Genomic DNA, 26,638 nt, shown 5'->3' on the forward strand with positions numbered 1-26,638 from the left:
GAAGTTCCGGTGCAAATAAGAACGATTATAAGTTACCGGTGCATTGAAACAACACGTGTCCAGCGAGCTGAAGCGACGAAACGCCTGCCATATCGCGCGTGTTTCTCCCAGCAGGCTCGACTTGAACAGCGCTCGCGTGCATCGTCAACGCCTTGGCTACCCGTTTTGCTGGAGGCGTTCATGCACCTGTTTCGCTGTTTTCTGCTTCTGATCGCGGTGCTTGGCGGCGGTCGCCCTGTCGTCGCCGCAAGCGGCGCGGAGGAGGCCCAACTGATCGCGTCGATCAACGTCTATCGCAGCGAAGTCCAGCGTTGCGAAAGTCGGCCGAGCGAGGAACTGACACCGCTTTCTCACGACTCACGGCTGTTGTTGCCAGCGACCGGTGCCGGTGATCTGCAAGGCTCGTTGGCCCGTGCCGGTTATCCGATGGCCAGCGTGCAAGCCATCAGCCTGTCCGGCCCGCGCGACGCTCGAGCGGCCATGCAGGCGCTGCGTGAAAGCTTCTGCCGGGTCGTGCTCGACCCGCAGTATGTCGATATCGGCGTAAGCCGCGAGGGCCGCGATTGGCGGGTGGTTTTGGCGCGACCACTGCTGGGCGGACACCTGAAGGACTGGCAGGCCGAAGGGCAACAGTTGCTCGCGCACGTCAATCGCCTCCGCGAACAGCCGCGTCACTGCGGCGGCAAACCGTACGCCGCGGCGGCTGCGCTGAGCTGGAATACGACGCTCGCCACGGTCGCTGAAGAACACAGCCGGGCCATGGCCAACGGCAACGTATTTGGCCACCTCGACCGCGACGGCCGCACGCCGGGCGACCGGGCGGAGCTGGCCGGTTATCCCGGTGGGCCGATCGGCCAGAATATTGCGGCCGCGCTGGACAGGCCGCGCCTGATAGCCGAAGGCTGGCTGGCCAGCCCGGGGCAATGCGCGAATGTGATGAACCCACGATTCACCGAGTTCGGCGCCGCCTATGCCAGCGATCCAAGAAGCGATGCCGGCATTTACTGGACGGCGATGTTTGGCGGGCACTGATTGGCGATCAGATCAGGTGTTCCTGACGCTATCCCTGCGCGGGGTGGAGGTCGCTGGCAAGTGGCCAGCGTGAGCATCGGCAACTGTCGTGTCGGCGCGCTGGTCCTCGCTGCAGGGCGGAACGAGTGTGTTCAGCCGAGGCTGAGCGGCGGCGAAAAAAACACAGGCATGGGTGTGGGCCGAACAATCGTGGCGTTGGCATGTTCAAATGGACAGGCCGCTCTGGTCTGACTTATCCACCTGTGACGAGGACCGCTGGCATGACCGACCCAAACGATCTGATCGACGAAGGCTTGACAACGCCCGAGGACGACGGCGGCGACGCACCCGAGCCGGGCGAGGGCACCGAGTCGGAAGAGGGCACCAAGCCGAACGATGAACCGAATCCGGGCGAAAGCCCGCTCGGCTAGTGGCATGCCAAGCGATTCGCGGCGAAAAGCACGCGAGTCGCTGGACAATCCAACCCTCACGGCCTAAAAAGGCGCGCATTGCACGGGTGCGGTCCAACGTCAGCCCAGTGCGTGATCCGTTTTAGCGAGGCAGCCGATTGTGAGAAAGAACAAGCCCGTGGACCCTGTGCGTCAGGCAGAGAAGAACCGTGCCCATCGGGTCGGCTGGATGATCGCCCTGGCCGGGATCGTGGTGGGGTTCGTTCTGGTGATGATGAAGTCGTAGATAACGCGGCCCGGTTGGCCTGTCCAACGATCGGGCTCGCTGTCGGTGCTTCGATGCGGGTCGTCCTGCAGTGCCAACGCGGTGCGGGGGCTTCGCAGCGGTAGCGATAAAACAGGAACGCTCGGCCCCCAGACCGATCCTACCCAGGCGTCGGTGTCTTTGTTTGTGGCGGCGTACCGGGCGCCGATCTTCGGCCTCTGAGCGGTGGCGCGCTCGCTTACCCGGTGGTGAGCGGTGCGCCTTCGTCTACGCCCGTTCGTTCAGACGCGGAAGCGGCTGACCATCGCTTGCAGCTCGTTGCCGAGGCGAGCCAGTTCGGTGCTCGATGCGGCGGTCTCGTCGCTGGCCGTCGCGGTCTGCTCGGAGATGTCGCGCACATTGACCACGCTGCGACTGATCTCCTCGGCGACGACGCCTTGCTCTTCGGCGGCGGCGGCGATCTGCTGGTTCATCGCTTGGATATTGGAGACCTTGGCCGTGATGTCGTTAAGCGCCAGCCCGGCCTTGCGCGTGAGTTCAACGCTGCTTTCGGTCAGGTTGTGGCTGGTCTGCATCGCGACGGCGACCTGCTGCGTGCCGTGTTGCAGCCCGGCGACCAGCTGCTCGATTTCTTCGGTCGATTTCTGGGTGCGCCGAGCCAGGCCTCGTACTTCGTCGGCTACGACGGCAAACCCGCGGCCCGCTTCGCCGGCACGCGCAGCCTCGATAGCTGCATTGAGGGCCAGCAAGTTGGTCTGTTCGGCCACCGTCTTGATCACGTCCATGACGCTGCCGATTCGATTGCTTTCCGATTCCAGCCTGGCCATCGCTTCGGTCGAGCGGAGCATTTCCTGCGAAAGCCGCTCGATCTGAGCGACCGCCTCGCAGACGACCGCGTCGCCCGCGCGCGCTTCCCGGTCCGCGTCAGTGGCGGCCTGCGAGGCCTGCTCGGCGTTGCGCGCCACTTCCTGCACCGTGGCGGACATTTCATGCATCGCCGTTGCGACCTGATCGGTCTCGGCTCGCTGGCCGTTCATGCCAATGCTGGTCTGCTCGGTAACCGCGGACAATTGCTCGGCCGCGCTGGCCATCTGCGTAACGCTGTCGCGTATGCCGCTGATGAGCGTGCGCAACGTGGCCGCCATGCTCATCACACCCTGCTGCAACGCACCGATCTCATCCTGGCGTTCGATGCAGCGCTGGTCGGTCAGGTCGCCCGCCGCGATATTTCTGACGACCGCAAGCGTTTCTGCCAACGGCCGGGTGATCTGGCGCGTGATCAGCCAGGCGGCCATCGAGCCGATAAGCAGGGCCAGGATTGTCACTATGATCTGCGTCATACGGGCCTGGGCGGTTTCCTCGTCACGCCTGGCGTCCTGGGCCTGGGTCAGCGCCATGCCGAGACGGTAGATCTCGGCGGTCTGGCTCGCCATTTCCTGGCGCGCGGCCGTGATCGCCTCGGTTTGCGCCACGACCGCTCTGAGTGCCACCAGATACCCGTCGAGCGCCTGCTCGGTGACAGCCACCTGAGCGGCAAAATCTTCTCCCAGCACTGCCCTCAAGCGCGCAGCCGATTGCCGGGCCTGCTCGATCTGTTGTTCGACCCTGGCGGCGACGTCGGCGGTAGGTGTCGAGTTGTAGCCGCGCATCTGGTAGCGCACCAGCTGCCATTGCATGCGAAGGTCCGAGGTCGCCTGTAGACCGGCATAGCGGTTGTCCGGCAGACGCTCGACTGCCTTGCTCATGGCATCGATGGGTTCGCTGGCGAGCGCGGCGTACTGCCCCATGTCCGCGCGCGCGGCGTTGCCGGCGGCATAGGCGCTACGCATCTTCGCCAACGCGGCGCGGTAGCCCTGGATATGCTCGGCTTGACGGCGCAGCAGTGCCCTGTTTTCGGGATCGGCGAAATGCGACGAGACCGCCTCGAGCTGCGTCGAAAATCGTTCCAGGGCCTCGGTCACGGCCTCGGCCGACTTGGCGTCGCCGTTGTCGAGCATGTATTGCAGGCGCGCCACCCTCAGCCCGGCCAGCGACTCGTTCAGTGATGCGATCTGCGCGATCAGGGCGCTGCGATGCGTCACGCTCCCCAGGCTGATCCAGCCGTAGGCGGCCAGTGCGGCTGTGAGCATCAGCACCGAGCCGAAGCCGATCGCCAGTTTCTTGGTCATGCTGATATCGGCAAACCAGTTCTTCATCCAGTGTTCTCCTGACCACAAGTAGGCCCGGTGGCTGGCACCGGGCCTTGGCGTCGACTCAATAAACGAACGTCAGCAGCCCGTTGAACAGCAGCGCTGCGACGAAGCCCAGCGGGGCGGCTCGGAACAGCAATTGCGGGAACAGCGAGGTGCGGCTCTGTTCGGTCGGGCACGATCCCAGGATCAGGCTGCCACCCGACGAGAATGGCGAGATCGAGGTCGCCTGCGCGCCGACGACGATGGCTACGAACAGGATCATCGGATCGAGTCCCAGCGCGGATGCAATGGGCGGCACCATCGGGAACAACGCCGGCGTGACCACCCCCAGCGTGCTGGAAAACAGCGACATGAACGCGGCCACGATGCCGAAGACGATCGGTACCATGAGCGGCGGCAGGCTGCTGCCCATCCACGAAGCCAGGACGTCGATGGTGCCAGCCTTGATGGCGACCGAGATGAGCATGCCCACCCCGCAGATCATGATCAGCGTGCTCCACGGCACCGAGGCCATGGCCTTGCGCTCGTCGCCCAGTTTCAACAGCAGCGCGATCACGGAAAACAGGCTGGCGATCAGGCCGATGTCCATCTTCGAGTTGATAAAACTGACCGTCGCATTGTCCGGCAGGGCGATATGCGCGATAGGTGCCGCCAGCACGATGGCCATCATCGCCAGCGTCAGCCACAGCGTCAGCTTCTGCTCACGGTTCAGCGGCGTCGGCTCGGTGGCGACGTAGGCGCAGGCTTTCATCGCCTTGCCATGACCGGTCATGAACACCAGCACCGAGATCACCAGCAACGGGATTACCAGGGTGCTGACGAAGATGCCCGCCGCGTTGATGAACGCGTCGCTCTCCGGGATGCCCGCGTTGACCATCAGGCCACGGAAGATGATGCCGCTCTGGCTGGACACGAAGTTCGCACCACTCAAGGCACCATAGTTGACGGCCATCCCCCCGGCGATGAGGCTCATGCCGGTGCGCTCGCAAAGCAGCAGGGTGATCGGCGCCATGAATGCCAGCACGGTGTAATAGCCAGCGCCCATCGCGGAGATCGCCGTGGCGGTGAAAAAGACCGCAAACGGCAGCAACTGCGGGACCGAGCGGCAGTGGTAGATCAGGTGTTCGGCAAGTTTTTCCAAGGTGCCGTTGACCGTCGCGAAACTGTAGAACAGGCAGACCGAAAAAATGATGAAGAAAATCTTCAGCGGCCACAGGCTGATCACCTCGGACGGGCTCAGGCCCATACCGAAACAGCCGATCAGGTAGGCGAACGCGATGGCGAACAGACCGATGTTGATCTTGGTCTTGTAACCAAGGGCGACGGCGACGACGATGGCCGCGACGACGAGCATGCTCATCATGTGCAAGTGTCCTGTTGTTGTTATGAAGCGTTTAGCGGGAAATGCCGAAGCCGAACAGCTTCGCCGGGTTATCCGTCAGCACCTGGGCGCGCTCGCCCGCATCCGGAAGCAGGGCGTGGAGGAAGGCGCACTGCCGGTCGTAGTCGGTCTGTTGCTCGAACTGGGTGTTGGGCCAGTCGCTGCCCCAGACAAATCGATCGATGCCGCCGCTCGCTTCACGCACCTGCTGCAGCACCACGCTTGCCTGGGCCAGGTCGGACTGGCTGCGATAGGCGGCCGACAGCTTGAGCCATACCCGCTCGTCTCCCAGCAGGGCGAGAAATGCCTTGTGGTTGGGCCTGCTGGCATCGATGCCGCCGGTCGGCAGGCCGAAGTGGTCGATGACCACCTGGACGCCGCATCCGAGGATCGACGGAACGACCTGTGCCACATCCTCTATACCGCGCTGGATCTCCACCTGCCAGCCACGCGTTGCCAGCCGCTGGAACAGCCCGGACCAGGCGGGGCCGCTGTAGTCCGTCAGCGTCTTGCCGATCAGGTTCAGGCGGATGCCCACCACACCTGCCTCGGCCAGTTCGTCCAGATGAGCCTCGCTGACCTTCGCATTGACCACCGCCACGGCGCGCAGACGCTTCGGATAGCGACGTAGCGCATCGAGCATGAACTGATTGTCGGTCCCCAGGAAGCTCGGCTGGATCAGCACGCCATGAGACAGGCGATGGCGGTCGAGATGCGCCAGGTACTGCTCGACCAGCGCATCGTAATGGGGGCTGTAGCGACGGTTGGCAACCATCGGCAGGTCCTGGCGAAAAATGTGTGCATGCGTGTCCACGCCCGTGAGGGCGATTGGATGAAGGCCGGTCATAGGCAGATAACCCTGGTCGATTGTTGTCGTGGCGACGCCTGTCCGCGGGCGGCTCAGGTCGTCGGCGCAAGCCAAGGCTCACTGCCACTTTTGTGCTGACATGTAGTCATATATATGAATAGATGACCATATATCCATGGGTGGATGCCTGTCAATCGACGCGTCAGTGGTAAAGTGCGCCTGCCTTGACAATGGGACCGATGAACGATGACCGCCCCGACACTTGGATATGACGAGCGCCTGCCGCTCTATCAGCGCCTACGTGAAGAAATGCTGGCCAGGATCGCCTCGGGCGAATGGACGCCCGGCGCGCCTATTCCGACCGAAGCGGAACTGACGCGCCACTATGGCGTGGCCATCGGAACGGTGCGCAAGGCCGTGGATACCCTGGTCAACGAAGGGTTGCTGCTGCGCAGCCAGGGGCGTGGCACCTTCGTCCGTCGGCCGAACTTCGACGCATCGCTGGCGCGGTTCTTTCGCCAGGTGAATGCCAGCGGCGGGCGTGAGATACCCACCAGCCGCATCCTCTCCAGGACATTGCAGACGCCCACGCAAACGGTGACGACCGCGCTGGAGTTGACCGATGGCGAGCAGGTCATCCATATGCAGCGCTTGCGGATGGTCGAAGGCCGTACCTTGTTCCACGAGGATATCTGGCTGCCGGCCGCGCGCTTTGGCGCGTTACTCGAGATCGATGTCGAACGTTTTGGCGAACTGCTTTATCCGTTCTATGAAAAGCAGTGCGGCCAGTGCATCGCCTCCGCCAAGGAAACGCTCACGGTCGGGGCTGCCGACAGCGCCATGGCCAGCACGCTGTCGATCAAAGAGGGCGCACCGGTGGTGACCATCGAGCGCACGGCCCTGGGCTATGACCGGTCCCCTCTGGAATACCGCTTGTCCCGCGCGGCGGCAGAGGGGTTCCGGTATCAGATCGATATCTGCTGATCATCTGGCGCGCTGGCGTCGGCGCACGCGACGGCTGTTGCGTGAGAACGGCAATGCTGTGCGTCGGGACGCCACGCGGCGAGCGCATCAGGCGGGGCTCGGCTGAAGGTCGATGCTGATGTCGAAGTGCATGACGTCCTCTCGTCTGCCCAGTTTGGTGTAAAGCGCGACCGCCGGCTCGTCGCCGTAGTCGGCCTGAACGAAGATGACATAGGCGCCTGCCTCCCGCCCCCAGCGTTGTAACCCCCGGATCAACGCCGTGGCGATGCCGCGACGCCGGTGGGATTCGGCGACTGCCAGATCGTAGATATAGACCTCACGCCGCGGTCGCTCGAATTTTCGCAGTACGTAGGCAGCCAGCCCACCGACGAGCTGGCCGCCGTCGAATGCGGCCAATGCAACGAAGGTATCGCTCGACAGCAGGTCTGCCAGATAAGGCGTCGAGGGCTGGTCGTCGGTATAGGTGGGAAGGTCTTGGAAAGCGTGGCCGAACATGCCGAGCATGTCCCGCATATGCGGAACGTCGTCTGGTCGGAGTGCGCGGACGTTGATCTGTCGGGTCATGTCGGCCGTCCTATGTCGCCTGCGGTTCAGGTTGGGTAGCCGGCGTCAGCCGGGTCCCTGACTAATAGAACAGATTCGTTTCGCCCGCTCGAAACCGTCCTCGAGTCGTGCAGAGAGGGATCGCGAGGGCGCAAAGCCCGCGAGGTCTTGCCACTGCCGAGGGCCTGCGACGGATGACAAGCGCGTGGTGCGCCCCATCTGGGCAGGTGGGCGCAGGCGATCCTTCGCCCGTGCGCCTCGACTCAGGGGATGAGCTTACTCGCCCGCAACCGGGAGAAGACGTTATAGAAGGCCTCGTCACTCGCCTGGTAGTCCAGGAAACCGAGCTTGCGGCTTTTCGACATGTCCGTTACCACCTCGATTGGTCGACCCAGGTCCGCATCGGTGTGCCATGGCGAGATGAGCATGTCGATGTCCGGCTCGGCCAGGCTGAACTGCTTCGCCATCTCTTTCCAGACATCGCCGTCGCCCGCCATCTGCTGCTCCAGCGGAGCGGGTTGGCCATCGAACGGGGCCGCTTCGATGCCGAACCACTGCGCAATGCGCTCCCACATCCACTTCCAGCGGAACACGTCGCCATTGACGATGTTGAAGGCCTGATTGGCTGCCGCCGGGGTCGTCGAGGCCCACCGCAGGTGCTTGGCAAGCTGATCGGCGTCGGTCATGTCGGTGAGGCTGTTCCACTGGACCGCCGAACCCGGGAAGCGGAACGGTCGGCCGGTAAACCGACAGACCGACGCGTAGACGGCCAGCGTGGTCGCCATGTTCATCGCGTTGCCGACGGCGACACCGGTGACGGTGTGGGGGCGGTGAACGCTCCAGGTGAAGCCGTCTCGATCCGCTGCCGCGAACACCTCGTCTTCCTGGGCGTAGTAGAAGTTCTCGACGTCCAGCCGCCCCTGTTCTTCGCGAAAGGGGGTTTGTGGCAGCGAGCCCTTGCCGTAGGCTTCGAACGGGCCAAGGTAGTGCTTGAGCCCGGTGACCAATGCCACATGACGCACCGAGCCGGAGGGCCGGACGGCTTCGAGCAGGTTGCGGATCATCTGTGCGTTGACGCGGATATTCTCCGCTTCGGTGGCTTGCCGGGCCCAGGTCGTCAGGAAGACGTGAGTCGGCGCGAGCGCGCTCAAGCTGGACGCCAACGCTGTCGGATCCAGCAAATCGGCGCTGACCGGCGTGACACCCGCTTGGGTACTGGGTCGCCGCGCGAGTCCGGCAACCGCCCAGCCGTCTTCGACCAGCAGGCGCGACACCGCCGTGCCGACAATGCCGCTGGCGCCGACCACCAGTGCTTGATTTGTCATGTTCAGACCCTCAAAAAACGAAACAGACCGCCACCTTACCCACTCGAAAATACCGATCCAAGTCGGCACCAAAAGGTAACCATCCCCATGAAACCGGGCTCTGATGAAGAACAATGGCGCGAAGACTGCGCGCCAAGGCGTGTGCTGGAAATCTTCTCCACCAAATGGACCAGCATGATTCTCCATACGCTCCATGCGCGACACCAGGGAGTCGCCCGCAGCGGCGTGCTGCATCGAAGCCTGCCGGGTATTTCCAAGAAGATGCTGGTGCAGACGCTCCGGGAGCTGGAGGCCAGTGGACTGATCGAGCGCCGCGCCCTGGACTCGGTCCCGCCGGCGGTGAGCTATGCGCTCTCACCCCTTGGCGAACTCATGGTCCAGCCCATCGAGATGGTCTACGAATGGGCGAGAAATCACTCGGCCGCCCTCGACCAGCTACAACCGAGGCCCACCTCACGCAGGCGCGACCCGTGAGGATCAGTGCCATGGCAAGCCCGGTTCAATCAGGCCGGCCGGCTCGCTGCATGAGCGGCCAGATGGACCGGTCTTGTATTAGCGCACTCCCGACGTCGCAGGGCGTTTTTTTCTGCGCGCACGGGCGGACCGTAGGCACGAGAAGCCGCGATATCGTGCGCCGGTGCCGACGCAGCGACCCCTATGGGCGACCGGACCGGCGACGCGGCTAGTAACGCATCTGCAACGTGATGCGGGCGGGCTCGCCGGCGGTCACCTCGAACGCACTGTCCTCGAAAGACGGCGGCCCGATCACCTTGGGATTGTTCGACAGCCCATAGCCTTCCGTGGGAATCATGCCGAAGCGTCGATCCAGTTCGCCGTTGTCGTTTTCATCGTGGTAAGCGAGCACCGCGTAGCGCCCGGCTGGCACATCGCTGAACACCAGCGTCACGGTGCCCTTTGCGGCGCTGGCCTTCTGCGTGGCAAAAGCCTGGTTATCCTTGCGAAAGGTCTTCGGGTCCGCGTACACCGCCACGGCTACCTGGCCGTTGTCATGCTCGAGCCCGCTGAGCGTGACCTCGAGCACCTGGGCCTTGGCCGTGGGCAGCCAGACGGCGAGGGCGACGCCCAGAATAGAAAGTGCTTTCATGCTGTGCTCTTGAATAGGTGGGATGAGGGCCCCTGCATTTTGCCGCAAAGGCTGCAGGCGACGCAGAATCGATCCCCCACATATTCAGCCAACGAGCGAAGCGTTGTCCACGCATCGCCTCGAGTCGGTTGCCCTTGAGCAATGGCTGAGCAAGCGGCACCCGCTGCGGATATGATGCGCGCCCCCAAGCGCTTCACCCAACCACATCAGGGCCACCATGCTCGCGACTGCCATCTATACCGATCTGTCGGGTTACTACGATTTCATGTGTGCCGATATCGACTACCGAGCGCAAAGCGACGGCGTCCAGCGTCTGAGTCGGCTGTTGGGCAATGCGGGCACGCGGCATCTCGATCTGGCCTGTGGTACCGGGCCGCATGTGCGGCATTTTCTCGATGCGGGATATCGCAGCAGCGGACTCGACATTAATCAGCCCATGCTGGACAGGGCCGCCATACGGTGTCCGGAAGCTCGGTTCTCGTTGCAGGACATGTGTGATTTCACGGTCGGTCACCCAGTCGACCTGATCACCTGCTTCCTGTACTCCATCCACTACAGTGGCGCACTGGACCGGTTGGACGCATGCATCGCACACGCTCATTGCGCGTTGGCGCCGCAGGGCATGTTCTGCTTCAACGCAGTCGACAAGACCTCTATCGATAACCGTGCGTACGTCACGCACACCGTCAAGCATGCCGACGGTCTGTTCAACTTCAGCTCCGGTTGGAACTATTCCGGCACGGGTGAGCAGCAGTCACTGAAACTGCGCATCGAGAAAACGACCGTCGATACCACGCAGGTATGGCACGACGAGCACCGCATGGTGGCGGTGAGCTTCGGTGAATTGATCGAGCGGCTACAGCCGTACTTCGAGGTGCATGTGCTCGAGCATGATTACCACAGGATCGTGCCCTGGAACGGGGCGTCCGGAAACGCAATCTTCGCCTGTGTGAAAGTCTGATTGCAGGCGGTCTTTGTCGAGCCGAGATTGCGACTGACAGTCTTGTCGTTCGGCTCGACTGCTAGCGTCTCTCCTCCTCGAACCAGAGAGCCAAAACAGGTCAGCGCTGCCCCATATTCTCGCCATCATGAAAGCCAGCCGAGCAAGGCTACATGCCTATAAGTGGTACGCCTCATTTTAATTGTCGATTAAAATCAATAGGTTATGGAATAAACGATATCGCTTTGGATTGATTCTGGCACAGGCATTGCTTTGTTCTGAGCACCACAATGCACTCGGAATGCGCCATGCACACTACATTGCTCGAAGGGGGCAGGGTCATCGATCCGGCCAATGGTATCGACGATATCAGGGATGTACTGGTCAAAAACGGTCGCATTGCGGCGGTCGGCGCAATCGCCGGCACGCCGATGGCTGAAAACGCTGAAGTCATCGATTGCAGTGGGCGCCTGGTGCTGCCGGGCCTGATCGACACCCACAGCCACGTTTACCAGTACGTGACTGGCCGCTTCGGCCTCAACCCGGACATGTGCGGCGTGCACTCGGGCGTCACTACCTTGGTAGACCAAGGTGGCGCCAGCTGCATGACGCTGCCGGGCTTTCGCCACTACGTCGCCGAGCCGGCTGAAAGCCGCGTGCTGGCATTCCTTTCCGCCTACCTGGTCGGCGGCCTGGAAGGACACTTCTATCCAGAGCTGTACCGCCCCGAGTGCGCCGACGTGGACGCCACCGTCAAGTCCGCGTTGGCCAACCGCGACCTGGTCAAGGGCATCAAGGCGCACGCCGAGCTTGGTGGCTTCGCGCGCTGGGGCGTGGATGTGATGAAAAAAGCCGCGCAAATCGGCGAACAGACCGAACTGCCGGTGTACATCCACTTCGGTCAACTCTGGCCGGCGCCGGAAACCGGCGGCAAGCCGGTCGATCCGGACAGCATCCTGACTCAGGTGGTCGGCCTGCTGAAGCCAGGCGACGTGCTGGCCCACCCGTTCAGTCGTCACCCGGGCGGTTTCGTCGAGCAAGACGGTGAACTGCACCGGCTCGTCAAGGAAGCGGTGGCCAAGGGGCTCAAGATCGACGTCGGCCATGGCTCACACTTCAGTTACAAAATGGCCGCCAAGGTGCTCGAGGCCGGCGTCCTGCCGGACACCCTCGGCTCCGACATGCATGGCTACAACACCTCGGTGCCGGCCCCGGCAGGCACTCCCGACGAACATCCTGACGAGGAACATCTGTTCGCCGGCACCTCGCGTTTCAGTCTGGTTTCGGCCATGGTCAGCATGATGGCGCTGGGCCTGAAGCTCGAACAGGTGATACCGATGGTCACCTGCAACGCGGCCAAGCTGGTCGGCATGAGCGACGAGCTCGGCACCCTCGGCGTGGGGCGCGAGGCGGACATCTCGGTGCTCTCCGACGAGACAGGCCGCTGGCTGTTACGCGACAACGAAGGCACCGAAGTCATCGCCAACCGGATGCTGCAGCCGGTGTTCTGTCTGCGCGGCGGCAAGCGTTTCGACGCCACCGCGCCGATCCTGCCGGTCCCCAAGGTCGCCTGAACAACGAGAACTTTCCCATGACAAGTACTCCAGACCGTTCGTCCCGCAAGGGCATAGGCGCGTCGCTCACCCGCAAGGAGGACGATCGCTTCCTCCGCGGGCAAGGCAACTACGTCGGTAACATCCGCCTGCCCGGCATGCGCGACGTGGCGTTTGTGCGCAGCCCCGTTGCCCATGGCCGCATCACCGAGATCGAGAAGCCTGCGGGACAGGAGGGCGACATCTACACTGCCGACGACCTGGTCGGGGTCAAACCCATCCTCGCGGCCTCCGGCCTCCCGGGTTTCAAGAAGTCCGTGCAGCCGGTGCTGGCTAGCGAAAAGGTGCGTCACGTCGGTGAGATGATTGCCATGTGCATCGCCGACACCCGTGCCGAGGCCGAGGATCTGGCCGGCGAGACCTTCGTCGAGTTCGACGAGCTGCCGGCGGTCGTCGACATGCTCGCCGGACGCGATCCGGACGCGGCGCTGCTCCATGAGCACTGGGGCGACAATGTGTTCCTGGAAACCCACATCGACGCCGATCTTGAAGATATCAAGGCGCGTGCCGCGATCCACGTGCACCGACGCCTGCGCACCGCGCGCCAGAGCATGGCGCCGATGGAAGGCCGTGGCGTGGTCGCCTACTGGGACAAGCGGCTCGCCCAACTGGTGGTATACACCTCGGCGCAGATGCCGCACATCAACCGCACCGGCCTGGCCGAGTGCCTCGGGCTGGACGAGGGCAGCGTGCGGGTCATTTCTCCCGATGTTGGCGGCGGCTTCGGCTACAAGGGCATCCTGCTGCCCGAAGAGGTCTGCGTCGCCTGGCTGGCCATGCACCTGGGCCATCCAGTGCGCTGGATCGAAGATCGCCGCGAACAATTGGTGGCCAATACCAACTGCCGCGAGCACCACTACGACATTCACGGCTACGCCGATCGCGACGGCCGCCTGCTGGCGGTGGACTGCGAGGCGCATGTCGATTCCGGCGCCTATTCGGCTTATCCCTTCTCGGCGTGCCTGGAAGCGGCGCAAGTGGCGAGCATCCTCCCCGGGCCTTACAAGATGGAGCGCTACCGCTGCCGTACCTGGTCGGTCGCGACCAACAAGCCGCCGATTCTGCCGTATCGCGGGGTGGCACGCACCGGCGTGTGTTATGCCATCGAGACGATCATGGACGCGGTGGCCGTCGAGGCCGGGCTGGAGCCCTACGAAGTGCGGCTGCGCAACCTGGTGCAGCCACAGGAGATGCCCTACGACAACATCACCAACAAGCACTTCGACAGCGGCGACTATCCCGAGGCGGTACGCCGCGCCATCCGCGCGATTGACTTGCCGGCGGTGCGCCAGCGCCAGCGGCAGGGCGAGGCCGATGGCCGATTGATCGGCTTCGGTCTGGCCGTGTTCTGCGAGCAGAGCGCTCACGGCACCTCGGTCTACCACGGCTGGGGCATTCCGATGGTTCCGGGACGAGAGCCGGCGGGCCTGCGGCTGACGCCGGACGGCATCCTGGAAGTGCGCGCCGGCGTGCATTCGCACGGCCAGAGTATGGAGACAACGCTGGCGCAGATCGCCAACGAAGTGCTCGGCATCGACCCGCAGCGGGTGCGCGTCGTGCTCGGCGACACTGGCGCCACGCCTTACTCGACCGGCACCTGGGGCTCGCGCTCGATCGTCATGGCGGGTAGCGCGGTAGGGCAGGGTTGCAAAGAACTGCGTGATCGCCTGTTGCATGTCGGTGCCTGGCTGCTGAACGAGCCACTGGACACCGTGCGTTGGGAAGACGGCGGCGTGGTCGGCAGCAGCGGCCGCTTCGAGCTCCGGGAGCTGACCCATATCTGGTACCTGCAACCGCAGCGCCTGCCGGTCGACGTGCATGTCGGCGGCCTGGAAGTGCACACCACCTACCAGGCACAGCGCGACAGCGGAGCGTTCAGCTACGCCTGCCACGCCGTGGTAGTGGCAGTCGACCCTGAACTGGGCAAGACCGAGATCCTCGATTACGCAATCGTCGAGGACGGCGGCGTGCTGATCAATCCGATGGTGGTCGATGGCCAGGTGTACGGCGGCGCCGCGCAGGGCATCGGTACCGCGCTGTACGAGGAGATGGCCTACAGCGAGGAAGGCCAGCCGCTGGCCTCGACGCTGGCGGATTACATCCTGCCGGGTGCCACCGAGGTTCCGTCGATCCGTATAGAACACATGGAGTCGCCGGCGCCCTACACCGAATTCGGCCAGAAGGGTATTGGGGAAAGTGGCGCCATCGGCTCCGCCGCGGCGCTCGCCAGCGCGGTGAACGATGCGCTGCGGCCGCTCGGCGCTGAAGTCACCCGCATGCCACTGTCGCCACGCGCTGTGCTGGAGGCGCTGGCGCAGCGCGGAACGGTCACGGCCGCAACCGCTCGATTCGAGGAGGCGCTCGTATGAAGGCTGCCGCATTTGAATACCACGGCCCGGCGACCATTGCCGAGGCCGTGGCGCTGCTGCGTGAGAGCAACGGCTTGGGCAAGGCGGTGGCGGGCAGCCAGTCGCTTGGCCCGATGATGAATCTGCGCCTGGCGCAGCCGACGCAACTGGTCGATCTGCGCATGCTTGGCGAATTGCGCGAGTGCCGCCACGAAGGCGCCGCCGTGCTCTTCGGCGCCGGCGTGACGCACGCGGCCATCGAGGACGGCAAAGTTCCCGACCCGAGCCTGGGGCTGATGCCCCACGTCGCGGGGCGCATCGCCTACCGCGCGGTACGCAACCGCGGCACGCTTGGCGGCAGCCTGGCGCATGCCGATCCCGCGGCCGACTGGGTCAATGTCATGGCCCTGCTGGATGCCGAGCTGGTCCTCGCCGGTCCAGACGGCGAGCGCAGCGTACGTGCCGGCGACTTCATGCTCGGCGCGTTCACCACGGTGCTGGCCGAGGACGAGATTATCAAGGCCGTACGCGTCCGCCGGCTTGGGCCCTCGGCGCGCTGGAGCTACTACAAGTTCAACCGCAAGACCGGTGAGTTCGCCGAGGCCATCGCCGCCTTCGTCGATGATCCGCAGAGCGGCGTGCGTCGCGCCATCGTCGGCGCGGTGGACGGCGCCCCATTCGTGATCGAGGACGCCTCGGCGCTGATCGACGGCTGGTCCGAACAGGCCGCAGAGACCGCACTGCAGGCCGCCGGGCTGAGCCCGGGAAGCTACGAATACCAGATCCATCGCGTGGCCCTGCGGCGTGCCGCGGAGCGCCTGTCCCGCCCCAACGGAGCGCAGCAATGAAACAAGTGAACCTGAGGGTCAACGGCAAGGCGGTCAGCGCGCAGGTTGAACCGCGTACGCATCTGGCCGATTTCCTGCGCGAGCAGCGCCTGCTCACCGGCACCAACATCGGCTGCGAACAGGGGGTCTGTGGCGCCTGTACGCTTATGGTCGACGGCGTGCCGACGCGCTCGTGCATCGTCTATGCGGCCGCCTGCGAAGGCGCCGAAGTGCGCAGCATCGAAGACTTCGACCACGACCCGGTAATGACCCAGCTGCGCGCCGCTTTCAGCGCCGAGCACGCATTGCAATGCGGCTACTGCACGCCGGGCATGTTGGCGACCGCGCGGGATATCGTCACGCGCTTGCCGGACGCCGACGAAGAGCGCATCCGCCAGGAGTTGTCCGGCAATCTCTGTCGCTGCACGGGCTACGTCGGGCTGGTCAAGGCCATCTCCCGCGTACTCGACGAGCGCCGCAACCTGGCGGCCGCCTGAACCCCTATCGAGGAAGTCCCAGTGGAAATCGAACAAAGCTTCAGCGTCCCCTTTCCTCGCGAGACGGTCTGGGAAAGCTTCCAGGACGTCGAAGGCATCGTCGGATGTCTGCCCGGTGCCTCGCTGACTGAGCCCCCTCAAGGTGAACAGCTGGCAGTGGCGATGAGCGTCAAGCTCGGGCCGATCGTCGCGGCCTTCAAGGGCCAGGGCAAGATGGAACTGGACCACATGGACAAGCGCGGCGTGGTCAGCGGCCAGGGCAGTGACCGCAAGAGCGGCTCGCGGGTCAAGGGCGAGGCGCGCTTCGTGCTGGTGTCCGAGGGCGACTCGGCGACCCGCGTCGACGTCACGGTGGACTATTCGATCACCGGCTCGCTGGCGCAGTTTTCCCGCGGTGGCATCGTACGCGAACTGGCGACGCGGTTGACCGAGGCCTTCGGCGACAACCTCAAGGCACGGCTGGAAGCACAGTACGCGGTCGTCGACTCGGCGCAGACGCCCGTGCCAACGTTGTCCAATCCCCTGCAGAGCGCCGAAGGCGCGCCCGTAACGCCCCAGACTGGCGAGCCGGCTGCGGCCAAACCCGCACCGGCCAAGGCCGTCGAACAGGCGCCGCTGGACCTGGGCAACCTGTTCTGGGTGGTACTGTTCAACCGCATTCGCCGGCTGTTCGGCCTCAAGGAAAAGCATCAATGAGCACGACTGACCACGCAGCCCCGGCCAATCGCGACGCGCTGGCGCGCATCGGCGCGGTGCGTCCGGAGTGGTGCGGCGTGCAGGCGGCCGGTACGGCCGTGAGCCTGCCCGACTTCACCCTGCTGCATGCTGGTCCGCCGTTTCACGATCCTCGCCGGCCGAGCGCGCCCATCCTGTCCTCGGCGGTGCTGTGCTGCCTCTACGAGGGCTGGGCCGCCACCGAGCCGGAAGCCCAAGCGATGATCGAGGACGGCCGGGTGATGCTGCGTCCGGCCCAGGATTTCGGTGTGGTGACGCCGCTGGCTGCGGTCATCTCGCCGAAGACTTCGCTGGTCGAGGTACGCGATGCCGCTGGCCAAGAACGCGCCTGGTCGCTGCTGGGTAGTGGGATTGGGCCGCAGCTTCGCTTCGGCTCGCGCGACCCGCAGATTCTCGAGCGTCTGGTCCGGCGCGAAGCGTTGCTGGCACCGGCGCTGCACGCTGCCACGAGCCATCGGCCAATTGATCTACTGGCGCTGGCCGAAGCCGGCCTGCGCGGCGGGGACGATCTGCACGCGCAGACCACCCATGCCAATGCGGCATTGTGCGAGCGGCTGGCGGTCGAACTGGCGGATGCGCCGGAAGCGCTGCAGGTTCTTCGCGACACGCCGTTGTTCTTCCTCACCCTGTGGATGGCGGCCTGCCACCTGATGCTCGGCGCCGCGGCACGCGCCGCGGATCCGGACTGCAGCCTGGTCGTCGCCCTGGCGGGCAATGGTCAGCAGGCCGGCATGCGCCTGGCAGGGCATCCGCAACGCTGGATATGTAGCGACGCGGGCGTCCCGCAGGGGCCGAGGATGAAGCCGGGCAGCGCCGCGACCGCGCCGCTGCTCGGCGACAGCGGAGTGATCGATGCCGCCGGCTTCGGCGCCCAGGCCTGGTGGCTGGCCCGCACGGTTGCCGAGCCGATGCGCGACTGGTTGGCCGATCCGGTTGCCGGGCAGGCGCGCTGGTTGGTCGGCAGCCACCCGCGCTTCGCCGAACTCGGCCTGCGTACCGGCCTGGACGCGCGCCTTGCTGCCAAAGACCCTGCGCCGCCCAGCATCGCCATCGCCATGCTCGACGCCGCCGGAGTCGAGGGCCTGCTTGGGCGCGGCGTGCATACGCTCGACGCTTCGTTCTTCGCCGCCGCGGTGGCGCCGGTTCGGTCCGTCGACTAGCCGAGCGGGAAGCCGCCTTCTGCACCCTGCGGATCGGCGAACTCGGCCGTTTGCATGTGTCTGGATAAACGAACAGCGCCTTCGGTTCGGCCCGGATGTTGCGTCGTGCCCTGCACGGTCCAGTTGTGACTCATCGCCGCGACTGATCAACCGTGCGCGGTCAACCAACCAGACGCGTGGCCACTGGCGCAGGGGTTTGCCGGTGGCCTGCCTCGGAGCATGGCGAACGACCGCCACGGCGGTCGCTCACTGGCGGGTCAGAAAGGGAAGGCGCGCTTTCCGGCCTGGATGGTCACCCATTTGACTTCCGTCATTTCTTCCATCGAGGCACGACCGCCTTCGCGGCCAAAACCGCTGTCGCCGGTGCCGCCGAAGGCGATGTGCGGCTCGTCGGAGATGGTCGCGTCGTTGATGTGGATCATCCCGGCGTTCGACAGCTCGGAAAAGGCCATCGCCTTCTGCAAATCATTGGTGATGATGGCCGAGGAGAGCCCGTAGCGGGTGTCGTTGGCCAGTTCTACGGCGTGCTCGAAATCGCGGGCTCGGTACAGCGAGGTCACCGGCCCGAAGGATTCTTCGTGGTAGATCGTCATCTCGGGGGTGACATCGGCAAGCACGGTCGGCTGGAAATACGGGCCGTCGTAGGTGCCTCCGCACAGCAGCCTGGCGCCCTTGCTCACAGCATCGGCAATTTGCTCGGCGATGAACACGCACTGCTGCGGCCGGATCAGCGGGCCGACGATGGTGTCGGGCTTGTGCGGGTCGCCGACTACCACGCCCTTGGCCTTGACCGTGAACGCCTGGCAGAACGCATCGAACAGGCCGTCCTCGACGATGACCCGCGAACTCGCCATGCAGACCTGTCCCTGGTGATAGAAGATGCCGAAGGCAGCGGCGTCCACCGCGTAATCCAGATCTGCGTCGTCCAGCACCACCAGTGGGCTCTTGCCGCCCATCTCCAGAGTCACCTTCTTCATGTGCTTGCCGGCCTCGGCTGCGAGCAGCTTGCCGACTCGTTCGGAGCCGGTGAAGGTGATCATCCGCACGCGTGGATCTTCGACCAGCTTTTTGCCGACCGTTTCCGCCGAGCCCGGGACGACGTTGAAGACGCCGCTGGGTAGGCCGGCGGCCTCGAACACCTCGGCGATTTTCAAGCCGGTCAGGGGCGCGTACTCCGATGGTTTGAGGACGAAGGTATTGCCGGCCGCCAGGGCGAAGGCGATCTTCTTCATCGACAGCAGCAGCGGCGAGTTGAACGGCGCAATGCCGGCGATTACCCCCAGCGGTTGCCGCACCGTCATGCCGATCTGCCCTGGCGCGCAGGTGGGAAAGGTTTCGCCGTGGGCCTGCCTGACGCAGGCGGCGGCCGAGCGCAGGCATTCCACCGCATAACCGACTTCCCAGGGTGCCTTGAGCAGCGTCGAGCCGGTTTCTTCGATCAGGGTGTCGCGCAACTCGTCGGCCCGCTGCGCGATGATGTCGGCGGCCTTGAGCAGGATCGCCTCGCGCTCGCTGACCAGCAATTTGCGCCACGGCAGACGCGCCGCGTGTGCCGCGGCAATGGCGGCGTCGACGTCCTCGGCGCTGGCCTGCGCAACCACTGCGCAAACGGCGCCGGTTGCCGGGTTGAGGTTGTCCGCGACCTCCCCGGTGCTGCCGAGCCGCCACTCGCCGTTGATGAAGAGTGGCTGGGTTGGGCGCGCCTGGATGATTTCCGCAACTGTGCTCATGGGCTGGCTCTCGTGATCGGTTGATAGAGAAGGTGCCGGTTTCGAGCATGATCCATACCAACGGCCCGCAAGCCCCGAGCACAGCGTTTACCGGGCCTGGGTACGCCCAACAATGAGGCATGCCCCATACTTTTGTGCGTTATTCGGGCGTGGCTGAATTCTTCCGGCCGTTGGCGCCAGCGGTCCGCCGCGCCGTACCCGTCGCCTTGCCGGCGGTCGTACGCGGACTGGCAGCGACGCGAAACGCGTGGCATGCCCCTTGCTGAAGGCCTGCATCGATTGGCCCCGTCGACGGCATGCAGGCGGGACCGGCAACGCTCAGCCAGAAGGAGAGGGATGATGGTCTCACTAGACGCGCAAGGGCTGTCGGGCCGGACCTACGATTTCATCGTCTGCGGCGCGGGCGCCTCGGGTGGCGTGGTGGCCCGTCGCCTGGCCGAGAACCCCGACGTGCGCGTGTTGCTGGTCGAGGCGGGCGGCGACGAGCGCACCGAGACCGTCACCGATTCGCGTCTGTGGATGCGTAATATCGGCAGTGAGCGTGACTGGCAGTTTCGTGCCGAACCCTGCGAGGCCCTGAACGGCAGAACGCCGCCGCTGCCAATGGGCAAGGTGCTCGGTGGAGGCAGCAGTGTGAACGGCCTGATCTGGGCACGCGGCCACAAAAACGATTTCGACAACTGGGCCCGGGCCGCTGACGATCCGGGCTGGAGCTACGAGTCGGTGCTTCGCACCTACCAGCGCATCGAGCGCTGGGACGGCCCCGCCGATCCGGTACGCAGGGGCGTTGACGGTCCGTTCTACGTCACCCTGCCAAAGGACCCGAACCCGGTGGCGCTGGCGCTGGTCGAGGCGACCCGGGCATTGGGTATCAGCGCCGTGGAGGACCTGAACGGCGCCGCCATGGAAGGGCCCGGCGCCTGCGGTATTCCCAACGTACCGGTAATCGGGGCCTGCGAGCGTGTGTCGGTGGCCAGCGCCTATCTGCGGCCGGTCATGGGCCAGGCCAACCTGGATGTGCTGCTCGATGCCTGTGTGGAGCGGGTGCTGCTGAAGGGACGGCGCGCGGTTGGTGTCGGCCTGCGCCAGCGGGGTCGATGGCTGGACGTGCATGCCGATCGGGAAGTCGTCTTGTCGATGGGCGCCATCAACACGCCCAAGGTGCTGATGCTGTCGGGCATTGGTGACCGTGCTCAACTGAGCCGGCATGGGATTGAGGTGGTGCAGCACTTGCCCGGCGTGGGGCAGAATTTTCAGGACCACATCCTGGTGGCCGGCTGCTGCTGGGAATACCGTGAGCCGCAGCTGCCGCGCAACAATTCGGCGGAGTTCACCTTTTTCGCCAAGAGCGACCCGTCATTGCCGACACCGGATCTGCAGCCGGTCCTGGAGGAATGCGCCTTTGGCAGCGAGATCACTCGCCAGCAGTACGACCTGCCGGTGGACCCGAGTCTGGCCTGGACGCTCGCGCCCGGTCTGGTGCGCCCGTACAGCCGTGGGCAGGTGCTTATCGGCGGCAATCGTTTTGATGATCCGCTGCGTGTCGAGGCCAACTTTCTCAGCGACGAGCGAGACGTCAAGGCACTGCTGAGGGCCATTGAGCTGTGCCGGGAAATCGGCAATTCGGCCGCCCTCAGGCCCTTCGTCAAACGCGAATTGATGCCCGGGCCTTTGGCTGGCGCGGCCCAGATAGAGTTCTTGCGCAACGCTGCCGGCACCTACTTTCATCAAACCTGCACGGCCAGGATGGGGACCGACGCGCTGTCGGTGGTCGATGGCCGCCTGCGGGTGTACGGCATCGATGGCCTGCGCATCGCCGACGGCTCGATCATGCCGGAAATCACTACCGGTAACACCGTTGCGCCTTGCGTGATGATCGGGGAGCGGGCGAGCGAAATCATCAGGGCCGACAACCGCCTGGATTGACCGGGCAGAGTGGGCACCGCTTCGGTGCGGTAGGAGGTATACCGCATATCTTGGGTGCGGTCTTGTCGCATGGCGCGGCGGGCCACGCTGAGGATTATAAAAAAAACACCATAAAAAACAGCTAGATACCTATTTTCAGCGGCATGGTATCCATCTTGCTACAGCAGGTTCTCACTGGTGGCAGCAGCGACCGAGACGGAGCGGATCGAGGACTCGATGATAGAAGTCAGACTTGAGAACGTCACCAAATCCTACGACGGGAAAAGCCATGCCATACCCGGGCTCGACCTGACCTGCCGGCGTGGCGAGATGCTCGCCTTGCTCGGGCCCTCGGGCTGCGGCAAGTCGACCACGCTGAAGATGATCGCTGGCATCGAGTCGATCTCCGGCGGCGCCATCTTCTTTGAAGACAGGGAAGTCTCCGAACTGGATACCGCGAGCCGCAACGTGGCCATGGTCTTCGAGGACTATGCGCTCTATCCGCACTTGACCGTGTTCGAGAACATCGCTTTTCCGCTGTCGATCCGCGGCGTCGAGCGTCAGCAGATCAACGAGCGCGTCGAATACGTGCTCAAGCTGCTCGGGCTCGGCGATATCAGCGGGGAGTCCGTCCAGAGCCTGAGCGGCGGCGCGCAGCAGCGCGTTTCGATTGGGCGCGCGCTGGTCCGTGAGCCGGCGCTGATCATGTTCGACGAGCCGCTGAGCCACTTGGATGCCGATCAGAAGGTGCAACTGCGCACCGAGATCAAACGGCTGCAGCAGACCGCAAAGCTTACCTCGGTACTGGTTACCCACGACCAGAACGAAGCCATCTCCATGGCCGATCGCATCGCGGTAATGGACAAGGGCGTGCTGCAACAGGTCGATACGCCCACCGAAATCTACAACCGGCCGGCGAACATCTTCGTTGCCAGCTTCATTGGAGAGCCGCCGATGAATCTGCTTGCCGCCCAGTGCGTGGAGGTGGCGGGAGAGCTTCGTGTCCGCTTCTGTGACCATACCGAATTCAGCCCTTCGGCATCTGTCCGCGGGCAGCTCGCGACGCGGCCAGAAGGTGCTGCGCTGGTCATCGGCATTCGTCCGGAAAAGTTATCGCTGCAGCCTTCACTCGAGGCGCTGGGGGTCGACGGCACGGTCTGGGCCTACGAGCCCAACGGCGACACAGACGTGCTGACGTTCGATACGCCGATCGGCCGACTCATCGCTGAGGCGCCCGCCCCGCTGCACCTGCGCGAAGGCGCCGAACAGCGCCTGGGACTGCATCCGGGGGATTTTCTCTACTTCTGTGGCGAGACCGGCCGCAACCTCGCGCGGGAGGCCGTATGAACGCTGTCTCGACGAAGCAGGGGGCCGGGCAAGGCGATCAGGCGCTGGTACTGTTCGGGCTGAGCAAGCGTTTCGGTGAGTTGCACGCACTGAACGACATCTGCCTCCACGCGGCGCCGGGCGAAATCATTGCCGTCTGCGGGCCGTCGGGCGCGGGCAAGTCGACCCTGGGCCGGCTGATCAGCGGGCTGGAGGTCGGCGATGCCGGCAGCATCCGGCTCGGTGACAGGGAACTCACCGCGCTGCCTCCGCAAAAACGACGTATTGCGCATATGTTTGAATCCCTCGCGCTCTACCCGACCCTGGACGTGTTCAGCAATGTCGCTTCGCCGCTGAGGGCACCCTCGCACAAGGGGTTGTTCGATGCCGCCGAAATCCGTCGGCGGGTCGATGAGGTGCTGGAATTGACCGAGATTGCTCACTTGGCTTCGAGGCGACCGGCAGAGCTTTCGGGCGGCCAGAAACAACGTGTCGCGCTTTGCAGGACGTTGATTCAGGCGCCGGAGCTGTTCATCCTCGACGAGCCCATCGGCCATCTGGACGCCAAACTACGTCATCGTCTGCGTGGCGAGATCCGGCGTCGGCAGCGCGCGCTCGACAAGCCGACCCTCTGGCTGACGCCCGATACCCTGGAAGGCATGGCGGTGGCCGATCGGGTGGTGATGCTGGTCGGCGGTCAGGTCCGCCAGGTCGGCACTCCGCACCAAGTCTATTCAGCACCCAGCAGCGCCAGTGTCGCGCGCCTGGTCGGCGATCCGGCGATGAACCTGCTGGATATCTGGCTGAAGCAGGAAGACGGCGAATTGCAGGCCCTCTGCAACGGCGAGCGCATGACGCTGCCCGCCACCCTGATGCGGCGTCTGGCCGCCCAGGGCAAGCCCTACTGCACCCTCGGTTTTCCACCGTTGCACACCGCAATCACCAGCACCGCCTCGGCCGGCGCGATCCGTGCCGAGGTGTACGCGGTCGAGCCCTTTGGCAAGTACAGCCTGGTCACCGTGGACATTCATGGCGCGCGGATCAAGTCCAAGATGCCGCCCGATTTCCACGCGTCGGTCGGCGACATCGTGCAGATCACCCTCGCGGCGGAACATGCCTTGCTGTTCGACCACGACAGCGGCCTGCTCATCGGCGACCCGGCCGCAGACACCGCACCCAGTTCGACAAACGTTCCCCATCGTCACTACGAGGCGCAATAGCTATGGAAAAACGTCAGTCAACGGCCAGGGACTCATCGCGCGCTGCCCGGCTTTTCGCGGCATCGGCGCTGGTGCTCGCGCTCAACCCGCTGCAGGCCTTCGCCTGGAGTTACAAAGAGGCGGCGCAGCCATACGCCGGCACCAGCATCCGGGTACTCGACGAGGTCACGCCGCTGCAGGAGACCATGCGCAAGCTGGTCCCCGAATTCACCCGGGAAACCGGCATCGAGGTCGAGTACGAGCTGCTCAGCCACGGCGACGTGATCAACCGTGGGCAAGCCGATCTGTTTTCCGGGCGCGGCCATTACGACGCGATCATGCTGCACGGCCTGCAACTCGGGCCCTTGCTCGACGCAGAGGTGCTGAAGCCGATCGACTCGCTGCTCAAGGATGAGAAGCTGACCAATCCCGATCTCGCGCTGGACGACCTGATCGAGCCGGCGAACGAAACGCTGGTCAATTACGCTGGCGAGCGCTACGGCTTTCTGACCTGGAACTACAACCAGATCTATTGGGCCCGCGCCGATCTGCTCAACCATCCCGAAGAGAAGGAAGCCTTCAAGCGTAAATACGGTTACGAGCTCGCGCCGGCCGGCACCATGCAGCAGATGCGCGACATCGCCGAGTTCTTCACCCGCAAGGCCGGGCAGACGCTGGCCGGCGAGCCGCTGAAAAATGACTTCTACGGCATCGTGCTTGAGGGCATTCCCGGCGGCACCACCTTCACCACGGTCTGGGAGGTGTTCCTGAACAACTTCGGTGGCGGCGTGTTCGACGCGCAAGGCAAGCCGAGCCTGGACAATCCGAAGAACGTCGAAGCGCTGCGATTCTGGGCGGACCTCTGGAAGTTCGCCCCACCGGGCCAGGCCGAGTACTCGCTGATCGACGTGCCCACTGTCATGGGGAACGGCATCGCCGCCCAATCGATCGCCTTCAGTGACTTCGTGCTCGGGGTCGACCGTGAGGGTGGCGGCATCTATGCAGGCCAGTTCGTCTACCGTGGCATTCCGATCAACGAAGGCAGCGAGGCGTCGCACACCGCGGGCGGTGAGCCGTCGCTGATGGCAATGAGCGGCCTGTCGAAGAACCCCGAGGCGACCTACCTGTTCATGCAGTGGATGATCGACCGGAACACCCAAGACCGGCTGCTGGAAATGGGCGGCGGCGGTGTGCCGATCCGCCAGTCGTCCTTCGAGCTGCCGGTCATGCAGGAGGCCGCGCGCAAGTCGCTGTATGACGCGATGGCGGCATCGCTCAAGGTGGTGACAGCCAAGCCCAAGGCGCCGAAGTTCTTTGAGATCGACCAGACCATGGCGCCCCTCGTGCAGCAGGTGGGTATCGGCCAGCTCTCGGCCGAGGACGCGCTGAAGCAGGGGCAGAAGAAGCTGCTTTCCATCTGTGACGAGTGTCTGCTGACGGAATGACGGGAGCCCCATGAAACGATTGGAAAGCCGATGGTATCCGTACGCGCTGCTGGCGCCGGCCTTTTTGGTGCTGGTGCTGGTGAGCCTGGTGCCCTTCCTGTTCGCGGCCTACCTAAGCATGCACGAGGTCGCCTACGGGCGGGTTCGCGACTTTGCCGGGCTGGAAAATTACGCCGCGCTGATGGGCAACGACCGGTTCTGGAACAGCCTCGGCGTGGCGGCGAAGTTCATGCTGATCGCCTTCCCACTGGAGTTTGTGCTCGGCCTGGCCGGGGCGCTCCTGCTGAATAAGAAGGTCTGGGGACGCAGCGTGATCCTGCCGCTGCTGTTCATTCCGACCATGATGGCGCCCATCGTCGTGGGGCTGGTCTGGAAGGTGATGTTCGCCGGCTCCTGGGGCCTGCTGTCCTACAACATCATGGAGCGCTTCGGCTGGCTGTCGGATACCTCGGTTTTCTCGTCGCCCGACTACGCGCTGCTGGCCCTGGCGCTGGTCGATGTCTGGCAGTGGACGCCGTTCATGATGCTGGCCTTCTTCGCCGGTCTGCAGGCCTTGCCGGTGAGCCCGTACCGGGCCGCGGCGGTGGACGGTGCGACGCCGCTGCAGATATTCATGCGCCTGACGCTGCCGCTGATGGCACCGCTGATGGCGGTTATCGGCATGTTGCGTTTCATCGATGCGTTCAAGGTGTTCGACACCATCTACACGCTGACCGCCGGCGGCCCAGGCACGGCCACCGAGGCGCCCAGCCTGCTGGCGTACCGCATGAGCTTCGAGCAATGGCGGATCGGCGAGTCTGCCGCGTTCGCAGTGATCGTCTGGATCGGCTTCTTCGTGCTCTGCTCGCTGTTCTATCACCTGGCCAAGAAGAAGCTTCACGCCTTCTAG

24 protein-coding genes are annotated in these 26,638 nt (G+C 64.4%); 17 read left to right on the forward strand and 7 right to left on the reverse strand.

The annotated features are described in order from the left end of the window. The first annotated feature begins 180 nt into the window (after positions 1 to 180). The 3 genes from GQA94_RS10115 (at position 181) to GQA94_RS23535 (ending at position 1,707) form a co-directional block, all read left to right on the forward strand. A complete protein-coding gene (locus GQA94_RS10115) occupies positions 181 to 1,032 on the forward strand; it encodes a CAP domain-containing protein (RefSeq protein ID WP_158187895.1) in 852 nt (283 codons plus the stop codon). A 260-nt stretch (positions 1,033 to 1,292) separates the two neighbouring features. After that, positions 1,293 to 1,442, forward strand: a complete 150-nt coding sequence (locus tag GQA94_RS23250) for a hypothetical protein (RefSeq protein WP_199270124.1) — start codon at positions 1,293 to 1,295, stop codon at positions 1,440 to 1,442. Positions 1,443 to 1,581: 139 nt separating this feature from the next. Continuing rightward, entirely contained in the window at positions 1,582 to 1,707 is a 126-nt protein-coding gene (locus GQA94_RS23535) for a hypothetical protein (RefSeq protein WP_256371963.1), read from the forward strand. Between the two features lie 260 nt (positions 1,708 to 1,967). Here GQA94_RS23535 and GQA94_RS10120 read toward each other — a convergent pair whose 3' ends face one another. From GQA94_RS10120 to GQA94_RS10130, 3 genes are read right to left on the reverse strand one after another with little or no spacing between them, the layout of a single operon-like run. Beyond that, on the reverse strand, positions 1,968 to 3,881 hold the full coding sequence (locus tag GQA94_RS10120) for a methyl-accepting chemotaxis protein (RefSeq protein ID WP_158187896.1): 1,914 nt from the start codon (positions 3,879 to 3,881) through the stop codon (positions 1,968 to 1,970). A gap of 58 nt (positions 3,882 to 3,939) precedes the next feature. Then, positions 3,940 to 5,241, reverse strand: a complete 1,302-nt coding sequence (locus GQA94_RS10125) for an SLC13 family permease (RefSeq protein WP_158187897.1) — start codon at positions 5,239 to 5,241, stop codon at positions 3,940 to 3,942. Positions 5,242 to 5,272: 31 nt separating this feature from the next. Next, the gene (locus GQA94_RS10130; protein ID WP_158187898.1) at positions 5,273 to 6,106 is read right to left on the reverse strand and encodes an amidohydrolase family protein; all 834 of its coding nucleotides are present in this window, start codon (positions 6,104 to 6,106) and stop codon (positions 5,273 to 5,275) included. 207 nt (positions 6,107 to 6,313) lie between these two features. Between GQA94_RS10130 and GQA94_RS10135 the strand changes: the two genes are divergently transcribed. Beyond that, the gene (locus GQA94_RS10135; RefSeq protein WP_158187899.1) at positions 6,314 to 7,051 is read left to right on the forward strand and encodes a GntR family transcriptional regulator; all 738 of its coding nucleotides are present in this window, start codon (positions 6,314 to 6,316) and stop codon (positions 7,049 to 7,051) included. Between the two features lie 87 nt (positions 7,052 to 7,138). On the opposite strand, the gene GQA94_RS10140 is transcribed toward GQA94_RS10135, so the two are convergent. Beyond that, a complete protein-coding gene (locus tag GQA94_RS10140) occupies positions 7,139 to 7,615 on the reverse strand; it encodes an AAC(3)-I family aminoglycoside N-acetyltransferase (RefSeq protein WP_158187900.1) in 477 nt (158 codons plus the stop codon). A gap of 242 nt (positions 7,616 to 7,857) precedes the next feature. Next, positions 7,858 to 8,919 carry an SDR family oxidoreductase gene (locus tag GQA94_RS10145; protein WP_158187901.1) on the reverse strand — a complete coding sequence of 354 codons (1,062 nt, stop codon included), beginning with the start codon at positions 8,917 to 8,919 and terminating at the stop codon, positions 7,858 to 7,860. Positions 8,920 to 9,006: 87 nt separating this feature from the next. Here GQA94_RS10145 and GQA94_RS10150 point away from each other — a divergent pair, with 87 nt between their 5' ends. Continuing rightward, a complete protein-coding gene (locus GQA94_RS10150; protein ID WP_158187902.1) occupies positions 9,007 to 9,393 on the forward strand; it encodes a winged helix-turn-helix transcriptional regulator in 387 nt (128 codons plus the stop codon). Between the two features lie 208 nt (positions 9,394 to 9,601). On the opposite strand, the gene GQA94_RS10155 is transcribed toward GQA94_RS10150, so the two are convergent. Then, positions 9,602 to 10,024 (reverse strand): DUF2141 domain-containing protein, encoded by a 423-nt coding sequence (locus GQA94_RS10155; RefSeq protein ID WP_158187903.1) that lies wholly within the window; start codon positions 10,022 to 10,024, stop codon positions 9,602 to 9,604. Between the two features lie 217 nt (positions 10,025 to 10,241). Between GQA94_RS10155 and GQA94_RS10160 the strand changes: the two genes are divergently transcribed. The 7 genes from GQA94_RS10160 (at position 10,242) to GQA94_RS10190 (ending at position 18,144) form a co-directional block, all read left to right on the forward strand. After that, a complete protein-coding gene (locus GQA94_RS10160; protein WP_158187904.1) occupies positions 10,242 to 10,985 on the forward strand; it encodes a class I SAM-dependent DNA methyltransferase in 744 nt (247 codons plus the stop codon). Between the two features lie 287 nt (positions 10,986 to 11,272). Next, entirely contained in the window at positions 11,273 to 12,538 is a 1,266-nt protein-coding gene (locus GQA94_RS10165; protein ID WP_158187905.1) for an amidohydrolase/deacetylase family metallohydrolase, read from the forward strand. 17 nt (positions 12,539 to 12,555) lie between these two features. Continuing rightward, complete coding sequence (locus tag GQA94_RS10170; RefSeq protein WP_158187906.1) at positions 12,556 to 14,946, forward strand: xanthine dehydrogenase family protein molybdopterin-binding subunit; 2,391 nt, start codon at positions 12,556 to 12,558, stop codon at positions 14,944 to 14,946. Beyond that, positions 14,943 to 15,773, forward strand: a complete 831-nt coding sequence (locus tag GQA94_RS10175; RefSeq protein ID WP_158187907.1) for an FAD binding domain-containing protein — start codon at positions 14,943 to 14,945, stop codon at positions 15,771 to 15,773. Before GQA94_RS10170 ends, GQA94_RS10175 begins: the two co-directional genes overlap by 4 nt. Beyond that, complete coding sequence (locus GQA94_RS10180) at positions 15,770 to 16,249, forward strand: (2Fe-2S)-binding protein (protein ID WP_158187908.1); 480 nt, start codon at positions 15,770 to 15,772, stop codon at positions 16,247 to 16,249. The genes GQA94_RS10175 and GQA94_RS10180 overlap by 4 nt, the downstream gene beginning before the upstream one ends. Positions 16,250 to 16,270: 21 nt before the next feature. Continuing rightward, positions 16,271 to 16,945 carry an SRPBCC family protein gene (locus GQA94_RS10185; protein ID WP_158187909.1) on the forward strand — a complete coding sequence of 225 codons (675 nt, stop codon included), beginning with the start codon at positions 16,271 to 16,273 and terminating at the stop codon, positions 16,943 to 16,945. After that, a complete protein-coding gene (locus GQA94_RS10190; protein WP_158187910.1) occupies positions 16,942 to 18,144 on the forward strand; it encodes a DUF1116 domain-containing protein in 1,203 nt (400 codons plus the stop codon). Before GQA94_RS10185 ends, GQA94_RS10190 begins: the two co-directional genes overlap by 4 nt. Positions 18,145 to 18,401: 257 nt before the next feature. Here the strand turns inward: GQA94_RS10190 and GQA94_RS10195 are convergent, their stop codons facing one another. After that, complete coding sequence (locus tag GQA94_RS10195) at positions 18,402 to 19,874, reverse strand: aldehyde dehydrogenase family protein (protein ID WP_158187911.1); 1,473 nt, start codon at positions 19,872 to 19,874, stop codon at positions 18,402 to 18,404. 339 nt (positions 19,875 to 20,213) lie between these two features. Between GQA94_RS10195 and GQA94_RS10200 the strand changes: the two genes are divergently transcribed. The 5 genes from GQA94_RS10200 (at position 20,214) to GQA94_RS10220 (ending at position 26,638) form a co-directional block, all read left to right on the forward strand. Continuing rightward, complete coding sequence (locus GQA94_RS10200; RefSeq protein WP_158187912.1) at positions 20,214 to 21,800, forward strand: GMC family oxidoreductase; 1,587 nt, start codon at positions 20,214 to 20,216, stop codon at positions 21,798 to 21,800. A 216-nt stretch (positions 21,801 to 22,016) separates the two neighbouring features. Then, the gene (locus GQA94_RS10205; RefSeq protein ID WP_158187913.1) at positions 22,017 to 23,126 is read left to right on the forward strand and encodes an ABC transporter ATP-binding protein; all 1,110 of its coding nucleotides are present in this window, start codon (positions 22,017 to 22,019) and stop codon (positions 23,124 to 23,126) included. Then, entirely contained in the window at positions 23,123 to 24,325 is a 1,203-nt protein-coding gene (locus GQA94_RS10210; RefSeq protein WP_158187914.1) for an ABC transporter ATP-binding protein, read from the forward strand. Before GQA94_RS10205 ends, GQA94_RS10210 begins: the two co-directional genes overlap by 4 nt. Before the next feature lie 2 nt (positions 24,326 to 24,327). Next, positions 24,328 to 25,749 carry an extracellular solute-binding protein gene (locus tag GQA94_RS10215; RefSeq protein WP_158187915.1) on the forward strand — a complete coding sequence of 474 codons (1,422 nt, stop codon included), beginning with the start codon at positions 24,328 to 24,330 and terminating at the stop codon, positions 25,747 to 25,749. Positions 25,750 to 25,759: 10 nt separating this feature from the next. After that, the gene (locus GQA94_RS10220; protein ID WP_158187916.1) at positions 25,760 to 26,638 is read left to right on the forward strand and encodes a carbohydrate ABC transporter permease; all 879 of its coding nucleotides are present in this window, start codon (positions 25,760 to 25,762) and stop codon (positions 26,636 to 26,638) included.

The sequence above is a fragment of the Stutzerimonas stutzeri genome (assembly GCF_009789555.1).
GTDB classification, from domain to species: domain Bacteria; phylum Pseudomonadota; class Gammaproteobacteria; order Pseudomonadales; family Pseudomonadaceae; genus Stutzerimonas; species Stutzerimonas stutzeri_R.

Coding starts and splice junctions, on each gene's coding strand:
- GQA94_RS10215 (WP_158187915.1), top strand. CDS start 24,328: ATGGAAAAACGTCAGTCAACGGCCAGGGACTCATCGCGCGCTGCCCGG.
- GQA94_RS10115 (WP_158187895.1), top strand. CDS start 181: ATGCACCTGTTTCGCTGTTTTCTGCTTCTGATCGCGGTGCTTGGCGGC.
- GQA94_RS10120 (WP_158187896.1), bottom strand. CDS start 3,881: ATGAAGAACTGGTTTGCCGATATCAGCATGACCAAGAAACTGGCGATC.
- GQA94_RS10145 (WP_158187901.1), bottom strand. CDS start 8,919: ATGACAAATCAAGCACTGGTGGTCGGCGCCAGCGGCATTGTCGGCACG.
- GQA94_RS10210 (WP_158187914.1), top strand. CDS start 23,123: ATGAACGCTGTCTCGACGAAGCAGGGGGCCGGGCAAGGCGATCAGGCG.
- GQA94_RS10220 (WP_158187916.1), top strand. CDS start 25,760: ATGAAACGATTGGAAAGCCGATGGTATCCGTACGCGCTGCTGGCGCCG.
- GQA94_RS10150 (WP_158187902.1), top strand. CDS start 9,007: ATGAAACCGGGCTCTGATGAAGAACAATGGCGCGAAGACTGCGCGCCA.
- GQA94_RS10165 (WP_158187905.1), top strand. CDS start 11,273: ATGCACACTACATTGCTCGAAGGGGGCAGGGTCATCGATCCGGCCAAT.
- GQA94_RS10170 (WP_158187906.1), top strand. CDS start 12,556: ATGACAAGTACTCCAGACCGTTCGTCCCGCAAGGGCATAGGCGCGTCG.
- GQA94_RS10155 (WP_158187903.1), bottom strand. CDS start 10,024: ATGAAAGCACTTTCTATTCTGGGCGTCGCCCTCGCCGTCTGGCTGCCC.
- GQA94_RS10205 (WP_158187913.1), top strand. CDS start 22,017: ATGATAGAAGTCAGACTTGAGAACGTCACCAAATCCTACGACGGGAAA.
- GQA94_RS10135 (WP_158187899.1), top strand. CDS start 6,314: ATGACCGCCCCGACACTTGGATATGACGAGCGCCTGCCGCTCTATCAG.
- GQA94_RS10125 (WP_158187897.1), bottom strand. CDS start 5,241: ATGATGAGCATGCTCGTCGTCGCGGCCATCGTCGTCGCCGTCGCCCTT.
- GQA94_RS10200 (WP_158187912.1), top strand. CDS start 20,214: ATGGTCTCACTAGACGCGCAAGGGCTGTCGGGCCGGACCTACGATTTC.
- GQA94_RS10140 (WP_158187900.1), bottom strand. CDS start 7,615: ATGACCCGACAGATCAACGTCCGCGCACTCCGACCAGACGACGTTCCG.
- GQA94_RS10180 (WP_158187908.1), top strand. CDS start 15,770: ATGAAACAAGTGAACCTGAGGGTCAACGGCAAGGCGGTCAGCGCGCAG.
- GQA94_RS10195 (WP_158187911.1), bottom strand. CDS start 19,874: ATGAGCACAGTTGCGGAAATCATCCAGGCGCGCCCAACCCAGCCACTC.
- GQA94_RS10175 (WP_158187907.1), top strand. CDS start 14,943: ATGAAGGCTGCCGCATTTGAATACCACGGCCCGGCGACCATTGCCGAG.
- GQA94_RS23250 (WP_199270124.1), top strand. CDS start 1,293: ATGACCGACCCAAACGATCTGATCGACGAAGGCTTGACAACGCCCGAG.
- GQA94_RS10160 (WP_158187904.1), top strand. CDS start 10,242: ATGCTCGCGACTGCCATCTATACCGATCTGTCGGGTTACTACGATTTC.
- GQA94_RS10190 (WP_158187910.1), top strand. CDS start 16,942: ATGAGCACGACTGACCACGCAGCCCCGGCCAATCGCGACGCGCTGGCG.
- GQA94_RS10130 (WP_158187898.1), bottom strand. CDS start 6,106: ATGACCGGCCTTCATCCAATCGCCCTCACGGGCGTGGACACGCATGCA.